This window comes from Bacillus sp. FJAT-22090, from assembly GCF_001278755.1.
Lineage (GTDB): Bacteria > Bacillota > Bacilli > Bacillales_A > Planococcaceae > Psychrobacillus.
The window spans coordinates 1,786,648-1,806,080 of sequence record NZ_CP012601.1 but is presented as its reverse complement, the minus strand read 5'-3'; the positions used below and the strand labels follow the sequence as shown (position 1 = coordinate 1,806,080).

18 protein-coding genes are annotated in these 19,433 nt (G+C 35.6%); all 18 read left to right on the top strand.

Going from position 1 to position 19,433, the window contains the following annotated elements; translation table 11 throughout:
- Positions 1 to 26 precede the first annotated feature (26 nt).
- The 18 genes from AM499_RS09365 to AM499_RS09280 all read left to right on the top strand — a co-directional run bounded on the left by AM499_RS09365 (position 27) and on the right by AM499_RS09280 (position 19,311).
- On the top strand, positions 27 to 1,076 hold the full coding sequence (locus tag AM499_RS09365) for a protein-glutamate methylesterase/protein-glutamine glutaminase (protein ID WP_053592149.1): 1,050 nt from the start codon (positions 27 to 29) through the stop codon (positions 1,074 to 1,076).
- A gap of 14 nt (positions 1,077 to 1,090) precedes the next feature.
- Positions 1,091 to 3,148, top strand: coding sequence for a chemotaxis protein CheA (locus AM499_RS09360; protein ID WP_053589961.1), 2,058 nt, complete (start codon positions 1,091 to 1,093; stop codon positions 3,146 to 3,148).
- 33 nt (positions 3,149 to 3,181) lie between these two features.
- Entirely contained in the window at positions 3,182 to 3,637 is a 456-nt protein-coding gene (locus AM499_RS09355) for a chemotaxis protein CheW (protein ID WP_053589960.1), read from the top strand.
- A gap of 3 nt (positions 3,638 to 3,640) precedes the next feature.
- Positions 3,641 to 4,270 carry a chemotaxis protein CheC gene (locus AM499_RS09350; RefSeq protein ID WP_053589959.1) on the top strand — a complete coding sequence of 210 codons (630 nt, stop codon included), beginning with the start codon at positions 3,641 to 3,643 and terminating at the stop codon, positions 4,268 to 4,270.
- Position 4,271: 1 nt separating this feature from the next.
- On the top strand, positions 4,272 to 4,769 hold the full coding sequence (locus tag AM499_RS09345) for a chemotaxis protein CheD (RefSeq protein ID WP_053589958.1): 498 nt from the start codon (positions 4,272 to 4,274) through the stop codon (positions 4,767 to 4,769).
- Entirely contained in the window at positions 4,769 to 5,065 is a 297-nt protein-coding gene (locus AM499_RS09340) for a hypothetical protein (RefSeq protein ID WP_053589957.1), read from the top strand. The genes AM499_RS09345 and AM499_RS09340 overlap by 1 nt, the downstream gene beginning before the upstream one ends.
- 533 nt (positions 5,066 to 5,598) lie before the next feature.
- Positions 5,599 to 6,372 (top strand): FliA/WhiG family RNA polymerase sigma factor, encoded by a 774-nt coding sequence (locus AM499_RS09335; RefSeq protein WP_053589956.1) that lies wholly within the window; start codon positions 5,599 to 5,601, stop codon positions 6,370 to 6,372.
- A 19-nt stretch (positions 6,373 to 6,391) separates the two neighbouring features.
- Positions 6,392 to 6,694, top strand: coding sequence for a hypothetical protein (locus AM499_RS09330; protein ID WP_053589955.1), 303 nt, complete (start codon positions 6,392 to 6,394; stop codon positions 6,692 to 6,694).
- 8 nt (positions 6,695 to 6,702) lie between these two features.
- A complete protein-coding gene (locus AM499_RS09325; protein WP_053589954.1) occupies positions 6,703 to 7,191 on the top strand; it encodes a DUF6115 domain-containing protein in 489 nt (162 codons plus the stop codon).
- Between the two features lie 146 nt (positions 7,192 to 7,337).
- Positions 7,338 to 8,057, top strand: a complete 720-nt coding sequence (gene rpsB / locus AM499_RS09320) for a 30S ribosomal protein S2 (protein WP_053589953.1) — start codon at positions 7,338 to 7,340, stop codon at positions 8,055 to 8,057.
- 90 nt (positions 8,058 to 8,147) lie between these two features.
- Positions 8,148 to 9,032, top strand: coding sequence for a translation elongation factor Ts (gene tsf / locus AM499_RS09315; RefSeq protein ID WP_053589952.1), 885 nt, complete (start codon positions 8,148 to 8,150; stop codon positions 9,030 to 9,032).
- Positions 9,033 to 9,247: 215 nt separating this feature from the next.
- Positions 9,248 to 9,973 (top strand): UMP kinase, encoded by a 726-nt coding sequence (gene pyrH, locus AM499_RS09310; protein WP_053589951.1) that lies wholly within the window; start codon positions 9,248 to 9,250, stop codon positions 9,971 to 9,973.
- Positions 9,973 to 10,530: a ribosome recycling factor gene (gene frr / locus AM499_RS09305; RefSeq protein ID WP_053589950.1), complete on the top strand. Its 558-nt coding sequence runs from the start codon at positions 9,973 to 9,975 to the stop codon at positions 10,528 to 10,530. The genes pyrH and frr overlap by 1 nt, the downstream gene beginning before the upstream one ends.
- 231 nt (positions 10,531 to 10,761) lie before the next feature.
- The gene (locus AM499_RS09300; protein ID WP_053589949.1) at positions 10,762 to 11,556 is read left to right on the top strand and encodes an undecaprenyl pyrophosphate synthase; all 795 of its coding nucleotides are present in this window, start codon (positions 10,762 to 10,764) and stop codon (positions 11,554 to 11,556) included.
- Positions 11,553 to 12,344, top strand: coding sequence for a phosphatidate cytidylyltransferase (locus AM499_RS09295; RefSeq protein ID WP_053589948.1), 792 nt, complete (start codon positions 11,553 to 11,555; stop codon positions 12,342 to 12,344). Before AM499_RS09300 ends, AM499_RS09295 begins: the two co-directional genes overlap by 4 nt.
- A gap of 17 nt (positions 12,345 to 12,361) precedes the next feature.
- Positions 12,362 to 13,510, top strand: coding sequence for a 1-deoxy-D-xylulose-5-phosphate reductoisomerase (gene dxr / locus AM499_RS09290; RefSeq protein ID WP_053589947.1), 1,149 nt, complete (start codon positions 12,362 to 12,364; stop codon positions 13,508 to 13,510).
- Positions 13,511 to 13,555: 45 nt separating this feature from the next.
- Positions 13,556 to 14,815, top strand: a complete 1,260-nt coding sequence (rseP, locus tag AM499_RS09285) for an RIP metalloprotease RseP (RefSeq protein ID WP_053589946.1) — start codon at positions 13,556 to 13,558, stop codon at positions 14,813 to 14,815.
- A 176-nt stretch (positions 14,816 to 14,991) separates the two neighbouring features.
- Positions 14,992 to 19,311 (top strand): PolC-type DNA polymerase III, encoded by a 4,320-nt coding sequence (locus AM499_RS09280; protein ID WP_053589945.1) that lies wholly within the window; start codon positions 14,992 to 14,994, stop codon positions 19,309 to 19,311.
- The last annotated feature ends 122 nt before the right edge of the window (positions 19,312 to 19,433 follow it).

The window sequence follows — 19,433 nt, the reverse complement described above, 5'->3', positions numbered from 1 at the left end:
TATTAATTGTGGATGATTCTGCATTTATGCGTAAGCTAATAACCGATTTTTTTAAAGATAATAACGTTATTGAAGTTATAGGGATCGCCCGCAATGGAAAAGATGCCATTCAAAAAATTAAGACGCTTCAACCAGACGTAGTAACCATGGATGTTGAAATGCCTGAAATGAATGGGATAGAAGCTTTAAAAGTAATAATGTCGAAAACACCTGTGGCAGTTGTGATGTTATCCAGTACAACTCAAAAAGGTACAGACAGTACACTTATTGCGATGGAACATGGTGCAGTAGATTTTGTAGCTAAACCAAGCGGTACGATTTCATTAGATTTACATAAAATTAAAGAAGAGTTAATTCAAAAAGTTGAAAACGCAGCTAATATTCCTTTAGTAAAACTGAACAGACAAAAGCAAGTGCATCTAAAAGTAGAATCTGATTCTGTAATGCACAATGCAACACAGTTGACTACTTCTAGTAAAATGAACAATTGGAATAAAAACAATAAGAAAATAGTATTGATAGGTACTTCAACAGGAGGACCGAGAGCACTTCAAGAAGTAATTACTAAGTTCCCAAAAGACTTGAAAGCTCCTGTTCTTATTGTCCAGCATATGCCCGCTGGCTTTACAAAGTCGTTAGCAGATCGACTCAATCAATTATCTGAAATAGAAGTGAAGGAAGCTGCAAATGGGGACATTTTACGAAATGGACATGCCTATATTGCACCAGGAGGTTATCATTTACGATTAAAAAAAACGGGGAGCGTTTATACGATCGTTTTAGATAACGTCGAGCCTCCTAGAGTTGGGCACAGACCAGCAGTCGATGTTTTATTTGAAGATAATAGTAAGTTTAATGATTTCGATAAAATCGCAGTGATTTTGACGGGAATGGGTTCGGACGGCTCACTTGGACTTAAAAAATTAAAGAAAACGGGAAATGTAGTCGCAATAGCAGAATCTGCTAATACATGCATCGTTTATGGAATGCCTAAAGCAGCTGTTGAAACTAATTTAGTAAATGAAGTAGTAGATTTAGATAATATAGCACAGGCAATAATACATTACTTACCTTAAAGGGGTGTTAATCCATGGATACAAATCAATATTTAGAAATGTTTATAGAAGAAAGTAAAGAACATTTACAGGCTTGCAATGAACATTTATTAGAACTAGAAAAAAATCCATCCAACATTGCAATTGTTAATGAAGTCTTTCGTTCTGCACACACATTAAAAGGTATGTCCGCTACTATGGGCTACGAGGATATTGCAAATTTGACACATAAAATGGAAAACATTTTAGATTTAATCCGAAACAATAAATTAGATGTAACACCTGAATTGTTAGATGTGGTATTTGTTGCGGTAGATCAATTAGAAGGAATGGTCCTAGACATTGCTGCTGGGGGAGATGGAAAGTTAGATGTGACAGATACCGTTCAGAAATTGCATAAAATTGAAACCGGCGAAGAAGTACCTGTTGCTGCAACTACAGTTGAAACAAAAGAGGAAGCGGAAGTAAATGATACGAACTGGCTTTCTTATGATGATTATGAGCTTACAGTGATTCAGCAATCGTTTGAACAGGACTATCACACATATGAAATCTCTGTACAACTTAGAGAAGACTGTCTATTAAAAGCTGCTCGAGTATATATGGTGTTTGAATTACTAGAAAAAATGGGAGATGTAATTAAATCTTCTCCATCCGTTGAAAAGCTAGAGGACGAACAATTTGATAACATTTTCTATATTGCATTAGTTACTTCTGAACCGAAAGATGATGTTCAAAAGAAACTAATGAAAGTTTCTGAGGTTACAGAAGTAAAAGTCAATCCTGTGACAATAGAGCAATTAAAAAATCGTCAAAACGTTGAACTTAACCAAGTAGAAGCTTCTCAACAAATTGTAGTTGAACAGGAACAAGTTAATAACGCGAATGAAACAAAACCTGCTTCAACAGAAAAATCTACACCATCTAAAGCAAATCATTCTACAGGGAATAAAACGATACGTGTAAATATTGAGCGATTAGACATCCTCATGAATTTGTTTGAGGAGTTAGTAATTGATCGTGGTCGACTTCAATCGATTTCAGAGGAACTGCATAATGGTGAATTAGATGAAACTGTAGAACGTATGTCTAGAATAACTGGGGATCTTCAAAATATTATTTTAAATATGCGAATGGTGCCAGTGGAGACAGTCTTTAATCGTTTCCCACGAATGGTTCGTCAACTCGAAAGAGATTTGAACAAAAAAATTAACCTTGAAGTTATTGGCGCAGAGACAGAATTAGATCGTACTGTTATTGATGAGATTGGAGATCCACTCGTTCACTTAATTCGAAATTCATTAGATCATGGAATTGAAAGCCCAGAAATTCGTATTGCTAATGGCAAGCCAGAAGAGGGCACAGTAGTATTACGTGCATACCATAGTGGAAATCATGTCTTTATAGAAATTGAAGATGATGGTGCTGGTATTAACCGTCAAAAAGTTCTTAAAAAAGCGATCTCTAGAGGGCTTGTATCTGAAGAGACAGCTTCTACTTTAAGTGACAAACAAGTAGCAGAGTTTATATTATCTTCTGGTTTTTCAACAGCAGATAAAATTTCAGATGTATCTGGCCGCGGTGTTGGTCTAGATGTTGTAAAAACGACTATAGAGTCACTTGGTGGCACAATTGATATTTCTTCCACAGAAGGAAAAGGATCATTGTTTTCTATACAGTTACCATTAACACTTTCCATTATTTCTGTAATGTTAGTAGAGCTTGGAGAAGAGATTTATGCAATTCCTTTATCATCTATTATTGAAACAGCTATTATCCGTTCATCTGATATTCTAAATGCGCATAATCAAAAAGTAATAGATTTCCGTGGAAAAGTTGTCCCATTAGTGTTCCTTGAGGATGTTTTTGATGTCCCTAGAGAAAGTAACGAAGAAGAATTCCACTCAGTAGTTCTTGTACGTAAAGGAGATAAACTAGCTGGATTAGTAGTTGATTCGTTTATTGGCCAACAAGAAGTTGTACTTAAATCTCTTGGAGAATATTTGACTAGTGTATTTGCAATTTCAGGAGCAACAATTTTAGGTAATGGTAAAGTAGCTCTTATTGTTGACTGCAATGCTTTAATAATTTAAGAGCAATTCTCTTAGGAAGGATGCGTAAACTATATGACAGAAGCTTTAGACGTTAAAAGTGTGAAAGTAGTTGTTTTTCAGTTAGCAGGAAAAGAGTATGTAATACCTGTAAGTCATGTACAAGGAATTGAAAAATTAATTCATATTACACGTGTTCCAAAAACACCTTCTTATGTAAAGGGTGTTATTAATTTAAGAGGTGTAGTGACGCCGATTATCGATTTAAAAAATAGATTTGGACTCGGTGAAAGTGAATTAAACGATTCTTGTAGAATCATTATTATCACACTAGAGAATATGAATGTTGGTGTAATTGTTGATTCTGCTAATGATGTATTAGATATTCCAACAGATGCTATCGAGCCTCAACCGGAAGTAGTAGGAGGGTTGGAGCAAGATTTTATAGCAGGTGTAGCAAAACTAGATCGCCGGTTGTTAATTCTTCTACATTTGAATCTAGTATTAAATCCTATTAAGACAGGTGTATAAGGTATGTACGAAAAAAGTATAACGTCGATGCATTTAGATGTATTAAAAGAGATAGGTAATATTGGTGCAGCACATGCAGCTACATCATTATCTACACTATTAAATAAAAAGATTGACATGAAGGTTCCAAAAGTCGAAATGGTTTCTTTTGATGAAATGATGGAACTTGCAGGGGGACCAGATAGTGTAGTAGCCGGAATCTATTTACGAATAGAAGGTGACGTCACTGGCAGTATGTTTTTTGTGTTACCTGTAGAACAAGCAAATCGTTTCATAAGAAGATTGGTCCAGGATGATCAATTTGACTTTCAATCAGGTGCAATATCCGAAATCGGTGCATCTGCTATGCAAGAACTAGGAAACATACTCTCGGGTTCTTATCTATCAGCTCTATCCGATTTCACAGGGTTGAAAATCTACCCTACTGTTCCAGCTTTAAGTATTGATATGGTTGGTGCAATTATAAGTTTTGGACTTGTAGAAGTCTCTCATGTTAGTGACTATGTCATTGTAATTGATACTGCTATAAATGAAGAAGATGTGCCAAATGAAGAAAGTGTAAGAGGACATTTCTTCTTATTACCTGATCCTGAATCATTTGAAGCTATTTTTCAAGCATTAGGAGTAAGTTAATATGAGTGAACAAGGTCAAGTAGTTAAAGTGGGTATTGCTGATATGAATATCGCAAAACTACCGAATACAATACGGACTTCCGGACTTGGTTCATGTGTAGGTGTAGTATTATATGACGAAAAATCTAAAATAGCAGGATTAATCCATGTAATGCTTCCTGATTCTAGTTTAGGACGAGGAGAGAACATCAATATTGCAAAATTTGCGGATACTGGAATTCCTGCAATGATTGAGCAGCTTAAATTAGAAGGGGTACAGCCCTTTAAGCTTCGAGCAAAAATTGCTGGAGGTGCACAAATGTTTCAGTTTTCTTCTAGCAGAGATACAATGCGAATTGGCCCTAGAAATGTAGATGCTGTAAAAGAGCAGTTAAAAAAATTCACAATACCGATTGTTTCAGAAGATACAGGAGGTAATAGTGGAAGAACAATTGAGTTCAATCCTTCTACTAGCATGTTAAATATAAGAACCGTTAACCAAGGAGTGAGAGAAATATAATGGTGGGAACAGTTCTATCTAACTTTTGGGCTGCGCTTATTGCTTTTAGTATTTATTTTTTTTCAACTCATCCATTTGTTAATCCAAAGAGTATATTACTCCATGCAAGTATTATTGCAATTATCGTATTTTTTCTGACATTCCTTGTACGTTCAATTATTGCTTTTGTAATGGAAGGTCCAGTTGTAAACGAAGAAGTTCTAGTAACAACATTAAACTCGGAAGAAATGAACGAGTTACCTTCTTCAGAGGATTTAGCAAGAGTAGTGAAATCTATGTTGAATGAGGATGAATAATGTCAGAGAATCAATAATGTAGTCCGATAAATAAGAAAATCGTAGAAACGGCTCCCTTTCCGCGGGCGCTGCCTTAGCCTCCTCGCTGCGCTGCGGGGTCTTCGGCTAACGCTATTCCCGCAGGAGTGTCACCTTTTTCAACGATTTTCTATAATTACTAATTTAATTGATAAAAACTTACTCTATTAATGGCACAATTGCCTCTAATTGAAAAGCGGATAATAGTTGATTGAAGTGGAAGGCGGCGACTCCAGCCGGAATAGCATGAGCTGAAGACCCTGGACTGAACGTAGTGAGGGAAGCGGCTGAAGCCATGCCGGCGGAAAGCGTCCGACTGGAACGGAAATTAACAAAATAAAAATCTAGTATGTGAACTACTTGTCGTTTAAATACTGTCATTAAATCTCATTGAGTACTTTTTCAGTGCCCACAGAGAATCTAGGTGGTGTCGAATTTATATTCGACGCCCCTTTTTTAGTTATATTTGCTATAATAAACATATTCAGTAGATATATTAGGAGAGGGGGATAATTGTGGCAAAACATTATTCGACAGAAGAAGACCTTCTTTGGAAAAAATGGATAGAAAACAAAGATCCTCAAGCTGGAGATTTATTAATACGAAAATACACGCCTCTTGTTTCGTATCATGTTCAACGTATTGGTGCAAGCATCCCTAAAAATATATCAAGAGACGAATTGAAAAGCCTTGGGATGATGGGGTTATTTGATGCTCTTAATAAATTTGACTACTCAAGAGACTTGAAATTTGATACGTATGCATCGTTTCGGGTTAGAGGTGCTATCATTGATGGACTAAGAAAAGAAGATTGGCTTCCTAGATCATCAAGAGAAAAGGCTAAAAAGCTTGAAGCCAAAATCGAAGAACTAGAGCAGCGATTAATGAGACATGCATCAGCAGAAGAAATTGCCGATTTTGTTGAAATGCCTGTTGAAGATGTGTATCAAACAGTCCAAGAACATTTTTTTTCAAATGTATTGTCTATAGATGAACAACTTCAAGACAATGAAGAAATGGATAGTAAATCATTTAATATTAGAGATGATTCACAGAAAACACCTGAGCAGCACATGGTAAAACATGAACTAATCCAAGATCTAGCCAAACAAATTAATCAATTAAATGAGAATGAACAATTGGTATTAAGTCTTTTTTATACGGAAGAGTTAACATTAACAGTAATTGGAGAAATGCTTGGTTTATCTACATCCAGAATTTCACAGATACATTCCAAGGCATTGTTTAAACTTCGTAAATTGTTAGGGAACGAAATTATGAATGTCTAGATAGAGGGGGCCCTGTCAAATGAGTTTAAAGGGTGTTGAGCTCCAAATTGCAATACCAAAAACATTTGATGCTGGTAAAGTAGCAGAACAGCTACAACAGCAAAGTTCTGTCAATCAAGCGAATGCACAAGCTGCATCCGAAAGACAATTAGAAAAAAATCGAGAAACAGTAACTAAATCGGAAAATACGGCTGAAGCTGCATTAGAGGATTCAAAACAAGAGCGTGAAGAACAAGAAAGAAAAAGACGTGAAAAAAGAGAAATAGAAATGAAAGAGATAAAGCATCCTTTTAAAGGAAACTTTGTTGATTTTAGTGGGTAGGAGCAATTATGACATCTGTAATATTAGTTATTTTAATTTTACTTCAATTATTCAGTTTTTATTTAATTGCATTGTTGTATGCAAAATTCTCTAACCTAAAAGATATAGAGAAAAAACATGAACAAGTTTTAGCTGATATGGATGATTCATTTGGAGCTTACATCGCGGAAATAAAAGATGAAAATAATAGGCTTTTACAAGAATTAAATAGTTCAGAAAGATCAATTGCTACGACTTCACATGATTTCGCTAAGAATGAAAATAGTAAGAAAGAATTGAAAGCGTCAAATGAAATGCTAAAACCGTATATTTCTAAACAACTAGCAGCAAATAGCTATTTGAAAACGGCTGCAACTACTGAGAAAAAAGAGCCTGTAACGATAAAAGAAAAAGTTTTGTATTATGCTGATGAAGGTAAAAGCAAAGATGAAATTGCAAAACTATTGCAAATTGGCAAGACCGAAGTGGAGCTTTTCCTAAAATTTAAAGATAAATAGTTGAAAGTATAAAATATGTATGGTATATTACAATACGGTATGAATACACACGCAGTTCGGATGGATTTAGCAGGTGCTCTATTTATAGAGTAGCTAAAGAAAAATGATGACTGCGGAAGACTAAACCAAACCAGGAGGAAATAATCATGTCAGTAATCTCTATGAAACAATTACTTGAGGCTGGTGTACACTTCGGTCACCAAACTCGCCGTTGGAATCCAAAAATGAAAAAATACATTTTTGTTGAACGTAACGGAATCTACATCATCGATCTTCAAAAAACGGTGAAAAAATTAGAAGAAGCTTATGATTTCATGCGTCAAGTAGGTCAAGATGGTGGTAAAGTTCTTTTCGTTGGAACTAAAAAACAAGCTCAAGAGGCTATTAAAGAAGAAGCGGAACGTTCAGGTAACTACTACATTAACCAACGTTGGTTAGGTGGTACTTTAACTAACTTCGGTACTATTCAAAAACGTGTAGCTCGTCTAAAAGCGATTGAAAAAATGGAAGAAGACGGTACTTTCTCTGTACTTCCTAAAAAAGAAGTTGTTCAACTTAAAAAAGAACACGAACGTCTAGTAAAATTCTTAGGCGGTATCCGTGATATGAAAGCTATTCCGGATGTTATGTTCGTTGTTGATCCACGTAAAGAGCGCATTGCTGTAGCAGAAGCTCGTAAATTGAACATTCCATTAGTAGGTATCGTTGATACAAACTGTGATCCAGATGAAATCGACTATGTAATTCCTGCAAATGATGATGCAATTCGCGCAGTAAAATTATTAACTGCTAAAATGGCGGATGCATTACTTGAAGCAAGACAAGGTGAAGATGAAGTAGCTCCAGCTGAAGTTGCTGCTGAGTAACACACATGTAAGTAACAGGTGATAAGCGGCCAAACCACTTATCACCTTTTTTTGAGACAATGACATTATTTGTACTAGGAGGAATTTATAATGGCAGTTACAGCACAAATGGTAAAAGAATTGCGTGAAAAAACTGGCGCAGGTATGATGGATTGTAAAAAAGCATTAGTTCAAACAGACGGTGATTTAGAAGCAGCAATTGACTTCTTACGTGAAAAAGGTCTTTCTTCTGCTGCTAAAAAAGCAGATCGTATTGCCGCTGAAGGAACTACTTATATCCAAGTTGAAGGAAATAAAGCTGTATTATTAGAAATGAATGCAGAAACAGACTTTGTTGCAAAAAACGAAGCTTTCCAACAATTAGTACAACAAGTAGCTACTCATCTATTAGCAACTGAGCCTGCTTCAGTAGAAGAAGCATTAGCTTCTACTGTTGAAGAAGGTGTAACAGTTGAAAACTTAATTTCTAACGCTGTTGCAAAAATCGGAGAAAAAATTACTCTTCGTCGTTTTGTAGTTGAAACTAAAACAGATGCTGATGCATTTGGTCCTTACTTACACATGGGTGGACGTATTGGTGTTCTTACAGTTCTGGAAGGTTCTACTGATACACAAGCAGCTAAAGATGTTGCGATGCACGTTGCTGCTTTAAACCCTGCTTATATTTCTCGCGATGAAGTATCTGCTGAAGAAGTAGAACATGAGCGCAAAGTATTAACAGAACAAGCACTAAATGAAGGCAAACCAGAAAATATCGTTGCTAAAATGGTAGAAGGCCGTCTTGGTAAATATTTTGAGGACGTTTGCTTACTTGACCAATCTTTCGTTAAAAATCCAGATCAAAAAGTTCGCGTATTTGTTGAATCTACTGGTGGTAACTTAAAATCATTCACTCGTTACGCTGTAGGTGAAGGTATCGAGAAACGTGAAGACAACTTCGCGGAAGAAGTAATGAACCAAGTTAAAGGAAACTAATTCTTAACAATAGAAGTCAGTGTACAACTATCGACAACTTAATTCTGTGAGGAACAATAAGCAGAAGTGATTGGCGTTTTAGTAGGACAGTTACTTAATAAATAAGAATTTAATTTTTTTATCAGAGTGTAAAATTTTTATAAATAACAAAGAACTACTAGGGAGCACGCAATTTGTGTTCCCTATTTTTCAAGATAAAGAGACGGAGGATACCTATGAGCACACCACAATACAAAAGAATCGTTTTAAAACTAAGTGGCGAGGCGTTAGCTGGAGAACAAGGTTTTGGACTATCACCGGCAATTATTAAATCTGTGGCTGAACAAGTTAAAGAAGTAGTAGAACTTGGCGTTGAAGTTGCAGTAGTAGTAGGTGGGGGTAATATTTGGCGAGGAAAAGTTGGTAGTGAAATGGGAATGGACCGTGCTACAGCTGATTATATGGGAATGCTTGCAACAGTAATGAACTCACTTGCTTTGCAAGATTCTTTAGAAAAAGTAGGAATTGAAACTCGAGTTCAAACTTCTATTGAAATGCGCCAAGTTGCAGAACCATACATACGCAGAAGAGCAATTCGTCATTTAGAAAAGAAGCGAGTAGTTATTTTTGCTGCTGGTACAGGAAATCCATACTTCTCAACAGATACAACAGCAGCTCTAAGAGCGGCTGAAATTGAAGCAGACGTAATTCTTATGGCTAAAAATAATGTAGATGGTGTTTATTCAGCAGATCCAAGAACTGATAAAACAGCATTTAAATACGAAGAGCTTTCTTTCCTAGAAGTAATTCAACAAGGGTTACAAGTGATGGATTCAACAGCATCTACATTGTGTATGGACAATGATATTGCACTTATTGTATTCTCAATAATGGATAATGGAAATATTAAAAAGGCTGTTCTTGGAGAAACTATCGGTACAGTCGTTAGGAGGAATTCATAATGCCGAAACAAGTATTGGAACAAACAAAAGATAAAATGGCTAAAACGATTGCAGTTTTTAGTAGAGAACTATCAACTATTCGTGCTGGTCGCGCTAGCGCATCTTTACTTGACAAAATTACTGTAGATTATTATGGTGCACCTACTCCAATCAATCAAATGGCTGGTATTGCTGTTCCTGAAGCTCGCTTAATTACAATTCAACCTTACGATAAAACAATTTTAGGTGATATTGAAAAAGCAATCATGAAATCTGATTTAGGAATTACTCCTACGAATGATGGAACACTTATTCGCATTGCAATTCCTGCGTTAACAGAAGAGCGCCGTAAAGACTTAGTGAAACAAGTTAAAAAAGAAGCAGAAGAAGCAAAGGTAAATATCCGTAATGTACGCCGTGATGGAAACGATGATTTGAAGAAACTAGAGAAATCTGGAGGAATCACGGAAGACGATTTAAGAAACTATACGGAGCAAATTCAAAAGCTTACAGACTCCAATATTGAAAAAATAGATGCTATTACGAAAGAAAAAGAAAAAGAAATTTTGGAAGTTTAACATCAATCAATCCTTTATATTATTTAATGGATTCTGATTCATTAAGCCATTTTGAACTTTTCATATGGAGAGGCGTCCTTTAAAAGGGACGTCTTTTTATTTAAAATAGAAGATTTTTGCTTGTTACTCCATATGAATTTTATGTTTCTGAATTCATAGAAGTAAAATTTGGAGAAATTTGATATGATAAGATATATATGTTCCGAGTTGGTGTAAAGTGGAGGCTTGAGTATGCTAAAAAAACTTATTCGTAAAAATGAACAAACGATAAGTATTAACTTAACAGAAAGAATAAAGAGAGCTCAACAAGAACAATTGCCGAGTCATATTGCTATCATTATGGACGGAAATGGTAGATGGGCCAAAAAAAGAACCCTACCACGTGTTGCAGGTCACCACGAAGGCATGAAAATAGTAAAGAGAATAACGCGATTTGCCAATGAAATCGGGATTAAAACTTTAACCCTCTATGCTTTTTCAACGGAAAATTGGAAAAGACCAAAATTAGAGGTGGAGTTTTTAATGCGTTTGCCTGAAGAGTTTCTTGGCACATATTTACCAGAACTAATTGAGCAAAATGTTCAAGTGAAAATGATGGGTAACATTGAATCTTTACCAGAACATACGAAAAGAGCAGTCAAAAAGGCGATGGAACAAACCGCACATAATGATGGTTTAATACTCAACTTTGCTTTAAATTATGGTAGCAGGGATGAGATTGTTCAAGCTGTGCGAAACATCGTAAATGATGTACAGAATGGGAATATTTCAGCTGAAGTTATTTCTGAAAAATTATTAGACAACTATTTAATGACAAAAGATTTATCGGAACCTGATTTACTCATTCGTACTAGTGGTGAAGTTCGATTAAGTAACTTCATGCTCTGGCAGCTTGCTTATACAGAATTTTGGTTCACGGATACTTTATGGCCAGATTTTGACGAGGCATGTTTACTTGATGCTATTGAGAGCTATCAAACAAGAAATAGAAGGTATGGCGGCCTTAAGGGGGAAGAAGTTAATTGAAACAACGTATTATCACAGGTGCAATAGCAATGGCACTTTTTGTTCCCATCGTACTGTTAGGGGGCCCAATTTTTAATATATTGATTTACGTAATGGCAGTTGTTGGCTTATTTGAACTTTTAAGAATGAAAGGAATTAAGTTATTTTCTATTGCTGGACTAATATCAATTCTACTTTTATTCATATTATTAATTCCTTCCTCTATTGCAACAGATGTGTTTCAAGTTACTGGTCATACAAAAATAGAATGGTTATTCGTTGCAGTATTTGTTCTATTAATTTATACAGTACTTGTTAAAAATAATTTTACCTTTGATGATGCGGCCTTTACGCTTATGGCTACATTATATGTAGGAATTGGATTTTATTACTTTATTGAAACTCGAGAAGTTGGTTTAACTTATGTAATCTTTGCATTATTAGTAGTTTGGACAACTGATTCGGGTGCATACTTTACAGGTAGAAAGTTAGGGAAACGGAAACTTTGGCCAGAAATTTCGCCTAATAAAACAGTAGAAGGATTTATTGGGGGAATTGTTTGGGCTCTAATTGCTGCATTTATTCTTCATTGGATCACACCATTAAGTTCTTCTTATATAATATTAATAGCTATTACGATAGCCGCTTCCATTTTTGGGCAATTAGGAGACTTAGTAGAATCAGCAATCAAAAGACATTATAATGTAAAAGATTCTGGTAAATTATTGCCGGGACATGGTGGAATATTAGATCGCTTTGACAGTTTACTTTTTGTCATTCCGTTATTGCACTTTTTACATTTTCTATAAGGAGAAGACATTAAATCATGGCAAAAAGAATAAGCTTATTAGGAGCAACAGGTTCTATTGGGTTACAAACATTAGATATTATTAGAGAGCATCCAAGCAAATTCCATTTAGTTTCTTTCTCTGCTGGAAAAAATGTGGAGAAGACAAGGGAAATATTGAAGCAGTTTTCAGTTGAAGTAGTTTCGGTATCACAAGAAGAAGATGCTCGTTTGTTACAAACTGAGTTTCCAAAAGTTCATGTTTTTTATGGAGACGAAGGTCTTGTTCAAGTTGCTGCTAATACAAATGCAGATGTATTAGTGAATGCCGTACTTGGTAGTATTGGATTAAAACCAACTTTAGAAGCCATTAAAAAAGGTATTACAATTGCGATAGCAAACAAAGAAACACTTGTCACAGCTGGTCACCTTGTTATGCAAGCTGCAAGAGAAAAAAATGTTCCGATATTGCCGGTAGATAGTGAACATTCAGCTCTTTTTCAAGCGATGAATGGTGAGCAAAAATCAGAAATCTCTAAGTTAGTCATAACTGCTTCGGGAGGTAGCTTTCGGGATCTTACGCGAGATGAGTTAATAAATGTAACTGTAAAAGATGCATTAAATCATCCGAATTGGTCAATGGGAGCAAAAATTACGATTGATAGTGCCACCATGATGAACAAAGGCTTGGAAGTAATTGAAGCTCATGTATTATTTGATACTTCCTATGATGATATTGAGGTTTTATTACATAGAGAGAGTATTATTCATTCTATGGTCGAGTTTAAAGATACAAGCATTATTGCACAGCTAGGGACACCTGATATGAGAGTTCCTATTCAATATGCGTTATCTTATCCAAATCGTTTGGAGCGTGTGAACGCAAAAAGGTTAAATTTAGCTGAAATAGGTAAGTTACATTTTGAAGAGATGAACTATACTAGATATCATGCTTTAAAACTTGCAATTGAAGCAGGAAGAGCTGGTGGTTCTATGACTACAGTTTTAAACGCGGCAAATGAGGCTGCAGTGGCGTTGTTTTTACAAGAAAAAGTTTCTTTTCTAGCGATCGATGAGTTAATTGAAAGAGCAATGAACGAACATGTGAACATATCAAGTCCAGATTTAGAAACAATTTTACAAGTCGATACTCAAACGAGAAAAACCGTTCAAAACATGATAAAATGAGGAAATAATGTAGGACATGCTGTTTTACTATAAAGGTGGGGTATAATGGAAACGGCCATTGCGTTTATTATAATATTTGGTAGTATTGTTTTTTTTCATGAGCTTGGTCATTTTATTTTTGCAAAAAGAGCAGGAATAATGGTGCGAGAGTTTGCGATTGGAATGGGACCTAAAATTTTTGGTATGACAAAAGGAGAAACACTTTATACAATTCGTTTATTGCCTATAGGTGGGTATGTACGTATGGCTGGAGAAGACATGGACAGTGTGGAACTTCAACCAGGTTATCGATTAGGTATACATCTCAATGAAAACAATGAAATAGATCAAATTGTATTAAACCAAAACAAACAATTCCCTGACATGCTTTTCTTAGAAGTTGAGCGATCTGACTTGTCTAAAGAAATGTTTATAGAAGGATACGATGAGGACGAACGATTAGTTCGTTATAAAGTTTCAAGAAATGCAGTTATTAATGAAAATGGAAATGAAACATTTATAGCCCCATACGATCGTCAATTTGGCTCTAAGTCGGTTGGACAAAGATCAATGGCTATTTTTGCAGGTCCACTTTTCAACTTTATACTATCCTTTTTCATCTTTATAATACTAGGTTTACTGCAAGGGGTTCCTACATATGAACCTATCATAACAACTGTTGTTGCTGATAGTCCTGCAGCTCAGGCTGGAATGAAAGACGGTGACTTAGTAACAGAGATTAATGGAAATCCTATTACTAGTTGGGAAGAGTTGTCTGAAGAAGTAAGAGTTAGTCCAAATGAAAAAATGGATTTTTCTGTAGAACGTAATGGTGAAATTTTAGATTTAACGATTACACCAAACGAAGTAACGACTGGAAAAGAGAAAGTTGGACAAATTGGGGTTCAATATACTAGTCCAATGGAAAAAAATCCGGTTAAAGCAATTGCTTATGGAGCAGAACAAACATATGATACTACGCTATTAATCTTTTCAGCACTTGGAAATCTTATAACTGGTCAATTTTCAATAGATGATTTGTCAGGACCAGTCGGTATTTATAAAGTTACAGAAACGGTTGCACAATCTGGTGTATATAATTTAATGTACTGGGCAGCTCTTTTAAGTATTAATTTAGGTATCATGAATTTATTACCGTTACCTGCGCTAGATGGGGGTCGACTGTTATTTTTCTTATTCGAAGCAATTCGAGGCAAACCTGTCGACAAGCAAAAAGAAGGAATGATTCACTTTGTTGGAATCATGCTTTTAATGGTGCTTATGGTAGTTGTAACATGGAATGATATACAGCGTTTCTTCTTTTAAGCTTTATTATTAGACGGCTTCATATGGGCCAATTGATTTAACATCTTTGAGAAGGGAAAGTTCGATCATTTGAACTTTCCTTTCTTTTTCTGTTAGGCAGATAACTGCTAGATATATTTTAAGCCTCGGGTGGATGTCACACTATTCCAAGGCGATTTGATAGGGAGGGATTCAACATGATGCAAGATGGCATAGCAAGAATGCACATATTGTTACAACAGCTTGATTTAACGGAAGATTCTTTCGTTAAACATTTTGAAAATGCATCTATCTCTAGATTTACTGTACATAAAAAAGTAAGACAATGGCATTTTCACATTCATTGTTCTGCTATTCTACCGATAGAAATTTTTACTATCTTCAGACAAAGATTAGAAGAGAAATTTACAGGTATTGCAAGTGTTCATTTGACAATTGAAAGTGAAAATTCAATAGTTTCAGATACCCAGATTAAAGATTATTGGATGGTTGTCATGAAAGAATTAAGTGATATGGCACCGCCTCTTAAAGATTGTTTACTTCAGCAACAACCAGAGTGGAACGGACAAATGATCCAACTTACTTGTGGCCAAGAACTTGAACTACGTACATTAAAAAGAAAATATGTAGATCAATTAGCGGAAACATACGTTAACTTTGGATTTCCTAAAATGGCTATAGACTTTAAATTAGTAGAAGATACTCAAGCATTAGCTGAGGCACAGTTAGCATTTTTAGAACAGCGAAAATTAGAAGAAGAAGAACTTGGAAAAAAAGCTCTAGTTGATTTACAGAAAAGAGAGCAGGATCGTCAGGAAAATGGTGCAGATGGAGCGGCAGATGGTCCCTTCCAGCTCGGAATTCCACTTAAAAAGGAAGAACCGATCATGGATATTCGCCAGATTCAAGATGAGGAACGCAGAGTAACGATCGAGGGATTTGTTTTTGATGTAGAAGTAAAAGAGTTACGAAGTGGAAGATCACTGTTGACAGCAAAAGTGACAGATTATACCGATTCCATCCTAGTAAAAATGTTCTCTCGTGACAAAGAGGATGCTCAAATGATGGAACGATTGAAAAAGGGCATGTGGATTAAAGTTCGAGGATCAGTTCAGAACGATACCTTCGTAAGAGATTTAATCATTATGGCACAAGATATGTCTGAAATTAATCCTGTTGTGCGATTGGATACGGCACAAGAAAAAAGAGTCGAATTGCACTTACATACCCCTATGAGCCAAATGGATGCTGTTTCATCCGTTTCTGCGTTAGTATCTCAAGCCGCCAAATGGGGGCATAAAGCTATTGCAATTACAGATCATGCGAATGTTCAGTCCTTTCCGGAAGCGTATGCTGCGGGAAAAAAGAATGGGATTAAAATTTTATATGGTTTAGAAGCTAATTTAGTTCATGATGGCGTTCCGATTGCTTATGACGAACAACATATAGCGCTAGAAGATGCAACTTATATTGTATTTGATGTGGAGACTACGGGTTTGTCAGCTAATTATGATAAAATCATCGAATTAGCTGCGGTTAAAATGAAAAACGGTGAGATAATTGATAAGTTTGAGCGATTTGTTAATCCACATCACCCTTTATCTGCTACTACAATCGAACTTACTGGAATTACGGATGATATGGTTAGGAATGCTCCGGAAATCGAAGATGTTATTAGAGATTTTTATGAATTTATAGGGAATGGAATAATAGTAGCGCATAATGCCTCATTTGATATGGGCTTCTTATATGAAGGGTATCGTAAATGTGGCATTGATCACTTTACTCATCCTGTAATCGATACATTAGAACTAGCAAGATTCTTACATCCAGAGTTAAAAACACATAGACTAGGATCCTTGGCTAAAAAATTTAATATAGAGTTAACTCAGGCGCATAGAGCTATATTTGACTGTGAAGCGACTGGATATTTACTTATGCATCTATTGAAGGAATCGGAAGAAAAAAAGATTCAGTATCATGATGATTTCAACAAACACATCGGTCAAGGGGATTCCTACAAAAGAGCGAGACCATCGCATTGTACAATTCTAGCGGTGAATGATGAAGGTCTGAAAAACTTATTTAAATTAGTCTCTCTTTCTCACATCTCTACTTTTTACAGAGTTCCTCGGATTACTCGTTCTACTCTACAAAAACACCGTGCTGGACTTATCATCGGTTCCGGTTGTGATAGAGGAGAAGTATTTGAGGGCCTAATGCAAAAACCATTAGAGCAAGTAGAAGACATTGCAAAATTCTATGATTATTTAGAAATTCATCCGAAAGAAGTTTATTCTCATTTACTAGAATTAGAATTAGTAAGAGATGAGTGGAATTTAGAAGATATTATTCGAAAGATGATAAAGCTAGGGAAAAAACTTAATTTACCGGTTGTTGCTACAGGTAATGTCCATTATTTAAATGAAAATGATGCTATTTTTAGAAAAATACTTGTAAACTCACAAGGTGGAGCAAATCCGCTAAACCGTCATGAGCTACCTAAAGTCCATTTTCGTACTACAAATGAAATGCTAGATGCATTTTCATTTTTAGGTGAAGAGCTAGCGAAAGAAATCGTTGTAACCAATCCTCAAAAAATTGCCGATTCTATTGAAGATATAAAACCTATTAAGGATGACTTATATACACCTAAAATAGAAGGAGCAGATGAAGAAGTTAGATCACTTACGTATGCTAAAGGTAGAGAAATCTATGGGGAAGACCTACCTGAAATTGTGGAAGCAAGAATTGAAAAAGAATTAACTTCTATTATTGGGCATGGATTTGCGGTTATTTATTTAATTTCACATAAACTAGTTAAAAAATCGCTGGATGATGGTTATCTAGTTGGTTCCCGAGGATCGGTTGGTTCCTCATTAGTAGCAACGCTTACAGAGATAACGGAAGTGAACCCATTACCACCACACTATGTGTGTCCTAACTGTAAGCATTCTGAGTTTTTCCAAGATGGTTCAGTAGGGTCAGGATTTGACTTGCCAAACAAAAACTGTGAAAAATGTGATACTCCGTATGTAAAGGATGGACAAGACATTCCTTTCGAAACTTTTCTTGGCTTTAAAGGAGACAAAGTTCCTGATATCGATTTAAATTTTAGTGGAGAATATCAACCACAGGCACATAATTATACGAAAGTATTATTTGGAGAAGATAATGTTTTTAGAGCAGGTACTATTGGTACTGTTGCTGAAAAAACGGCGTATGGATATGTCCGTGGGTATACAAATGATAATAATATGACTTTACGCGGAGCAGAAGTGGATCGATTAGTACAAGGATGTACGGGAGTTAAACGTACAACAGGGCAACATCCTGGGGGAATAATTGTAGTACCTGATTATATGGATATTTTTGATTTTTCTCCTATACAGTTCCCAGCAGATGCACAGGATTCTGAATGGAAAACAACACATTTTGACTTTCACTCCATTCATGATAACTTATTAAAACTTGATATTCTTGGACATGACGATCCTACTGTTATTCGTATGCTACAAGATTTATCTGGAATTGATCCTAAAACAATTCCTACAGATGATCCTGAAGTGATGAAAATCTTTAGCGGAACTGAAACTCTCGGAGTTACGCAAGAACAAATAGATTGTAAAACTGGTACACTCGGGATTCCCGAATTTGGTACTCGATTTGTTCGACAAATGTTAGAAGAAACGAAGCCGTCTACTTTCTCAGAGCTTGTTCAAATTTCAGGTCTCTCACATGGTACAGATGTATGGCTAGGAAATGCACAGGAACTGATTCAAGATGGAACTTGTCAGCTTTCGGACGTTATAGGTTGTCGTGATGATATTATGGTTTATTTAATTTACCAAGGTCTAGAACCTTCGTTAGCATTTAAAATAATGGAATCGGTTCGTAAAGGGAAAGGCTTAACTCCAGAGTTTGAATCAGAGATGAAAAAAGAGGGAGTTCCTAATTGGTATATTGAATCTTGTAAAAAGATAAAATACATGTTCCCAAAAGCCCATGCGGCTGCATATGTATTAATGGCAGTGCGTATTGCATATTTCAAAGTGCATTTTCCCATACTATATTACGCGGCGTATTTAACTGTTCGTGCTTCTGATTTTGATTTGATATCCATGATTAATGGTTCCCAAACAATTCGAGCAAAATTAGAAGAAATAAATGGAAAAGGCTTGGATGCATCTCCTAAAGAAAAGAGTTTAGCAACCGTACTTGAAATCGGACTTGAAATGTCAGAACGTGGTATTCGTTTGCAAAAAGTGGACTTATATAAATCAAAAGCAAGTGAATTTACAATTGAAGGAAATACGCTTATACCACCATTTAATGCTATTCCAGGATTAGGAACCAATGTTGCATTCCAAATTGTTAAAGCTAGACAAGATGGAGAGTTTTTGTCTAAAGAGGATCTACAACAAAGAGGTAAAGTTTCCAAAACAATTATTGAATACATGGATGCAATGGGTTGTTTAGATGGACTTCCAGATGCAAACCAGCTTTCTTTGTTTTAAAATGAAACGGGTTAATTTTCCTTTGAAAGTCACCGATTCAATGCTTCCACTTTTGTTCTCAATTTGCATGAATTTGAGTAGTATGGTAATATAAAACTACCAATGTTTCATAGTTCTGTGAC

Bases quoted from the DNA above. Each gene is read 5' to 3' on its own strand.
- tsf (WP_053589952.1), top strand. From the start codon at position 8,148: ATGGCAGTTACAGCACAAATGGTAAAAGAATTGCGTGAAAAAACTGGC.
- AM499_RS09365 (WP_053592149.1), top strand. From the start codon at position 27: ATGCGTAAGCTAATAACCGATTTTTTTAAAGATAATAACGTTATTGAA.
- pyrH (WP_053589951.1), top strand. From the start codon at position 9,248: ATGAGCACACCACAATACAAAAGAATCGTTTTAAAACTAAGTGGCGAG.
- rpsB (WP_053589953.1), top strand. From the start codon at position 7,338: ATGTCAGTAATCTCTATGAAACAATTACTTGAGGCTGGTGTACACTTC.
- AM499_RS09340 (WP_053589957.1), top strand. From the start codon at position 4,769: ATGGTGGGAACAGTTCTATCTAACTTTTGGGCTGCGCTTATTGCTTTT.
- AM499_RS09350 (WP_053589959.1), top strand. From the start codon at position 3,641: ATGTACGAAAAAAGTATAACGTCGATGCATTTAGATGTATTAAAAGAG.
- AM499_RS09300 (WP_053589949.1), top strand. From the start codon at position 10,762: ATGCTAAAAAAACTTATTCGTAAAAATGAACAAACGATAAGTATTAAC.
- AM499_RS09280 (WP_053589945.1), top strand. From the start codon at position 14,992: ATGATGCAAGATGGCATAGCAAGAATGCACATATTGTTACAACAGCTT.
- AM499_RS09345 (WP_053589958.1), top strand. From the start codon at position 4,272: ATGAGTGAACAAGGTCAAGTAGTTAAAGTGGGTATTGCTGATATGAAT.
- dxr (WP_053589947.1), top strand. From the start codon at position 12,362: ATGGCAAAAAGAATAAGCTTATTAGGAGCAACAGGTTCTATTGGGTTA.
- AM499_RS09355 (WP_053589960.1), top strand. From the start codon at position 3,182: ATGACAGAAGCTTTAGACGTTAAAAGTGTGAAAGTAGTTGTTTTTCAG.
- frr (WP_053589950.1), top strand. From the start codon at position 9,973: ATGCCGAAACAAGTATTGGAACAAACAAAAGATAAAATGGCTAAAACG.
- AM499_RS09360 (WP_053589961.1), top strand. From the start codon at position 1,091: ATGGATACAAATCAATATTTAGAAATGTTTATAGAAGAAAGTAAAGAA.
- AM499_RS09330 (WP_053589955.1), top strand. From the start codon at position 6,392: ATGAGTTTAAAGGGTGTTGAGCTCCAAATTGCAATACCAAAAACATTT.
- rseP (WP_053589946.1), top strand. From the start codon at position 13,556: ATGGAAACGGCCATTGCGTTTATTATAATATTTGGTAGTATTGTTTTT.
- AM499_RS09325 (WP_053589954.1), top strand. From the start codon at position 6,703: ATGACATCTGTAATATTAGTTATTTTAATTTTACTTCAATTATTCAGT.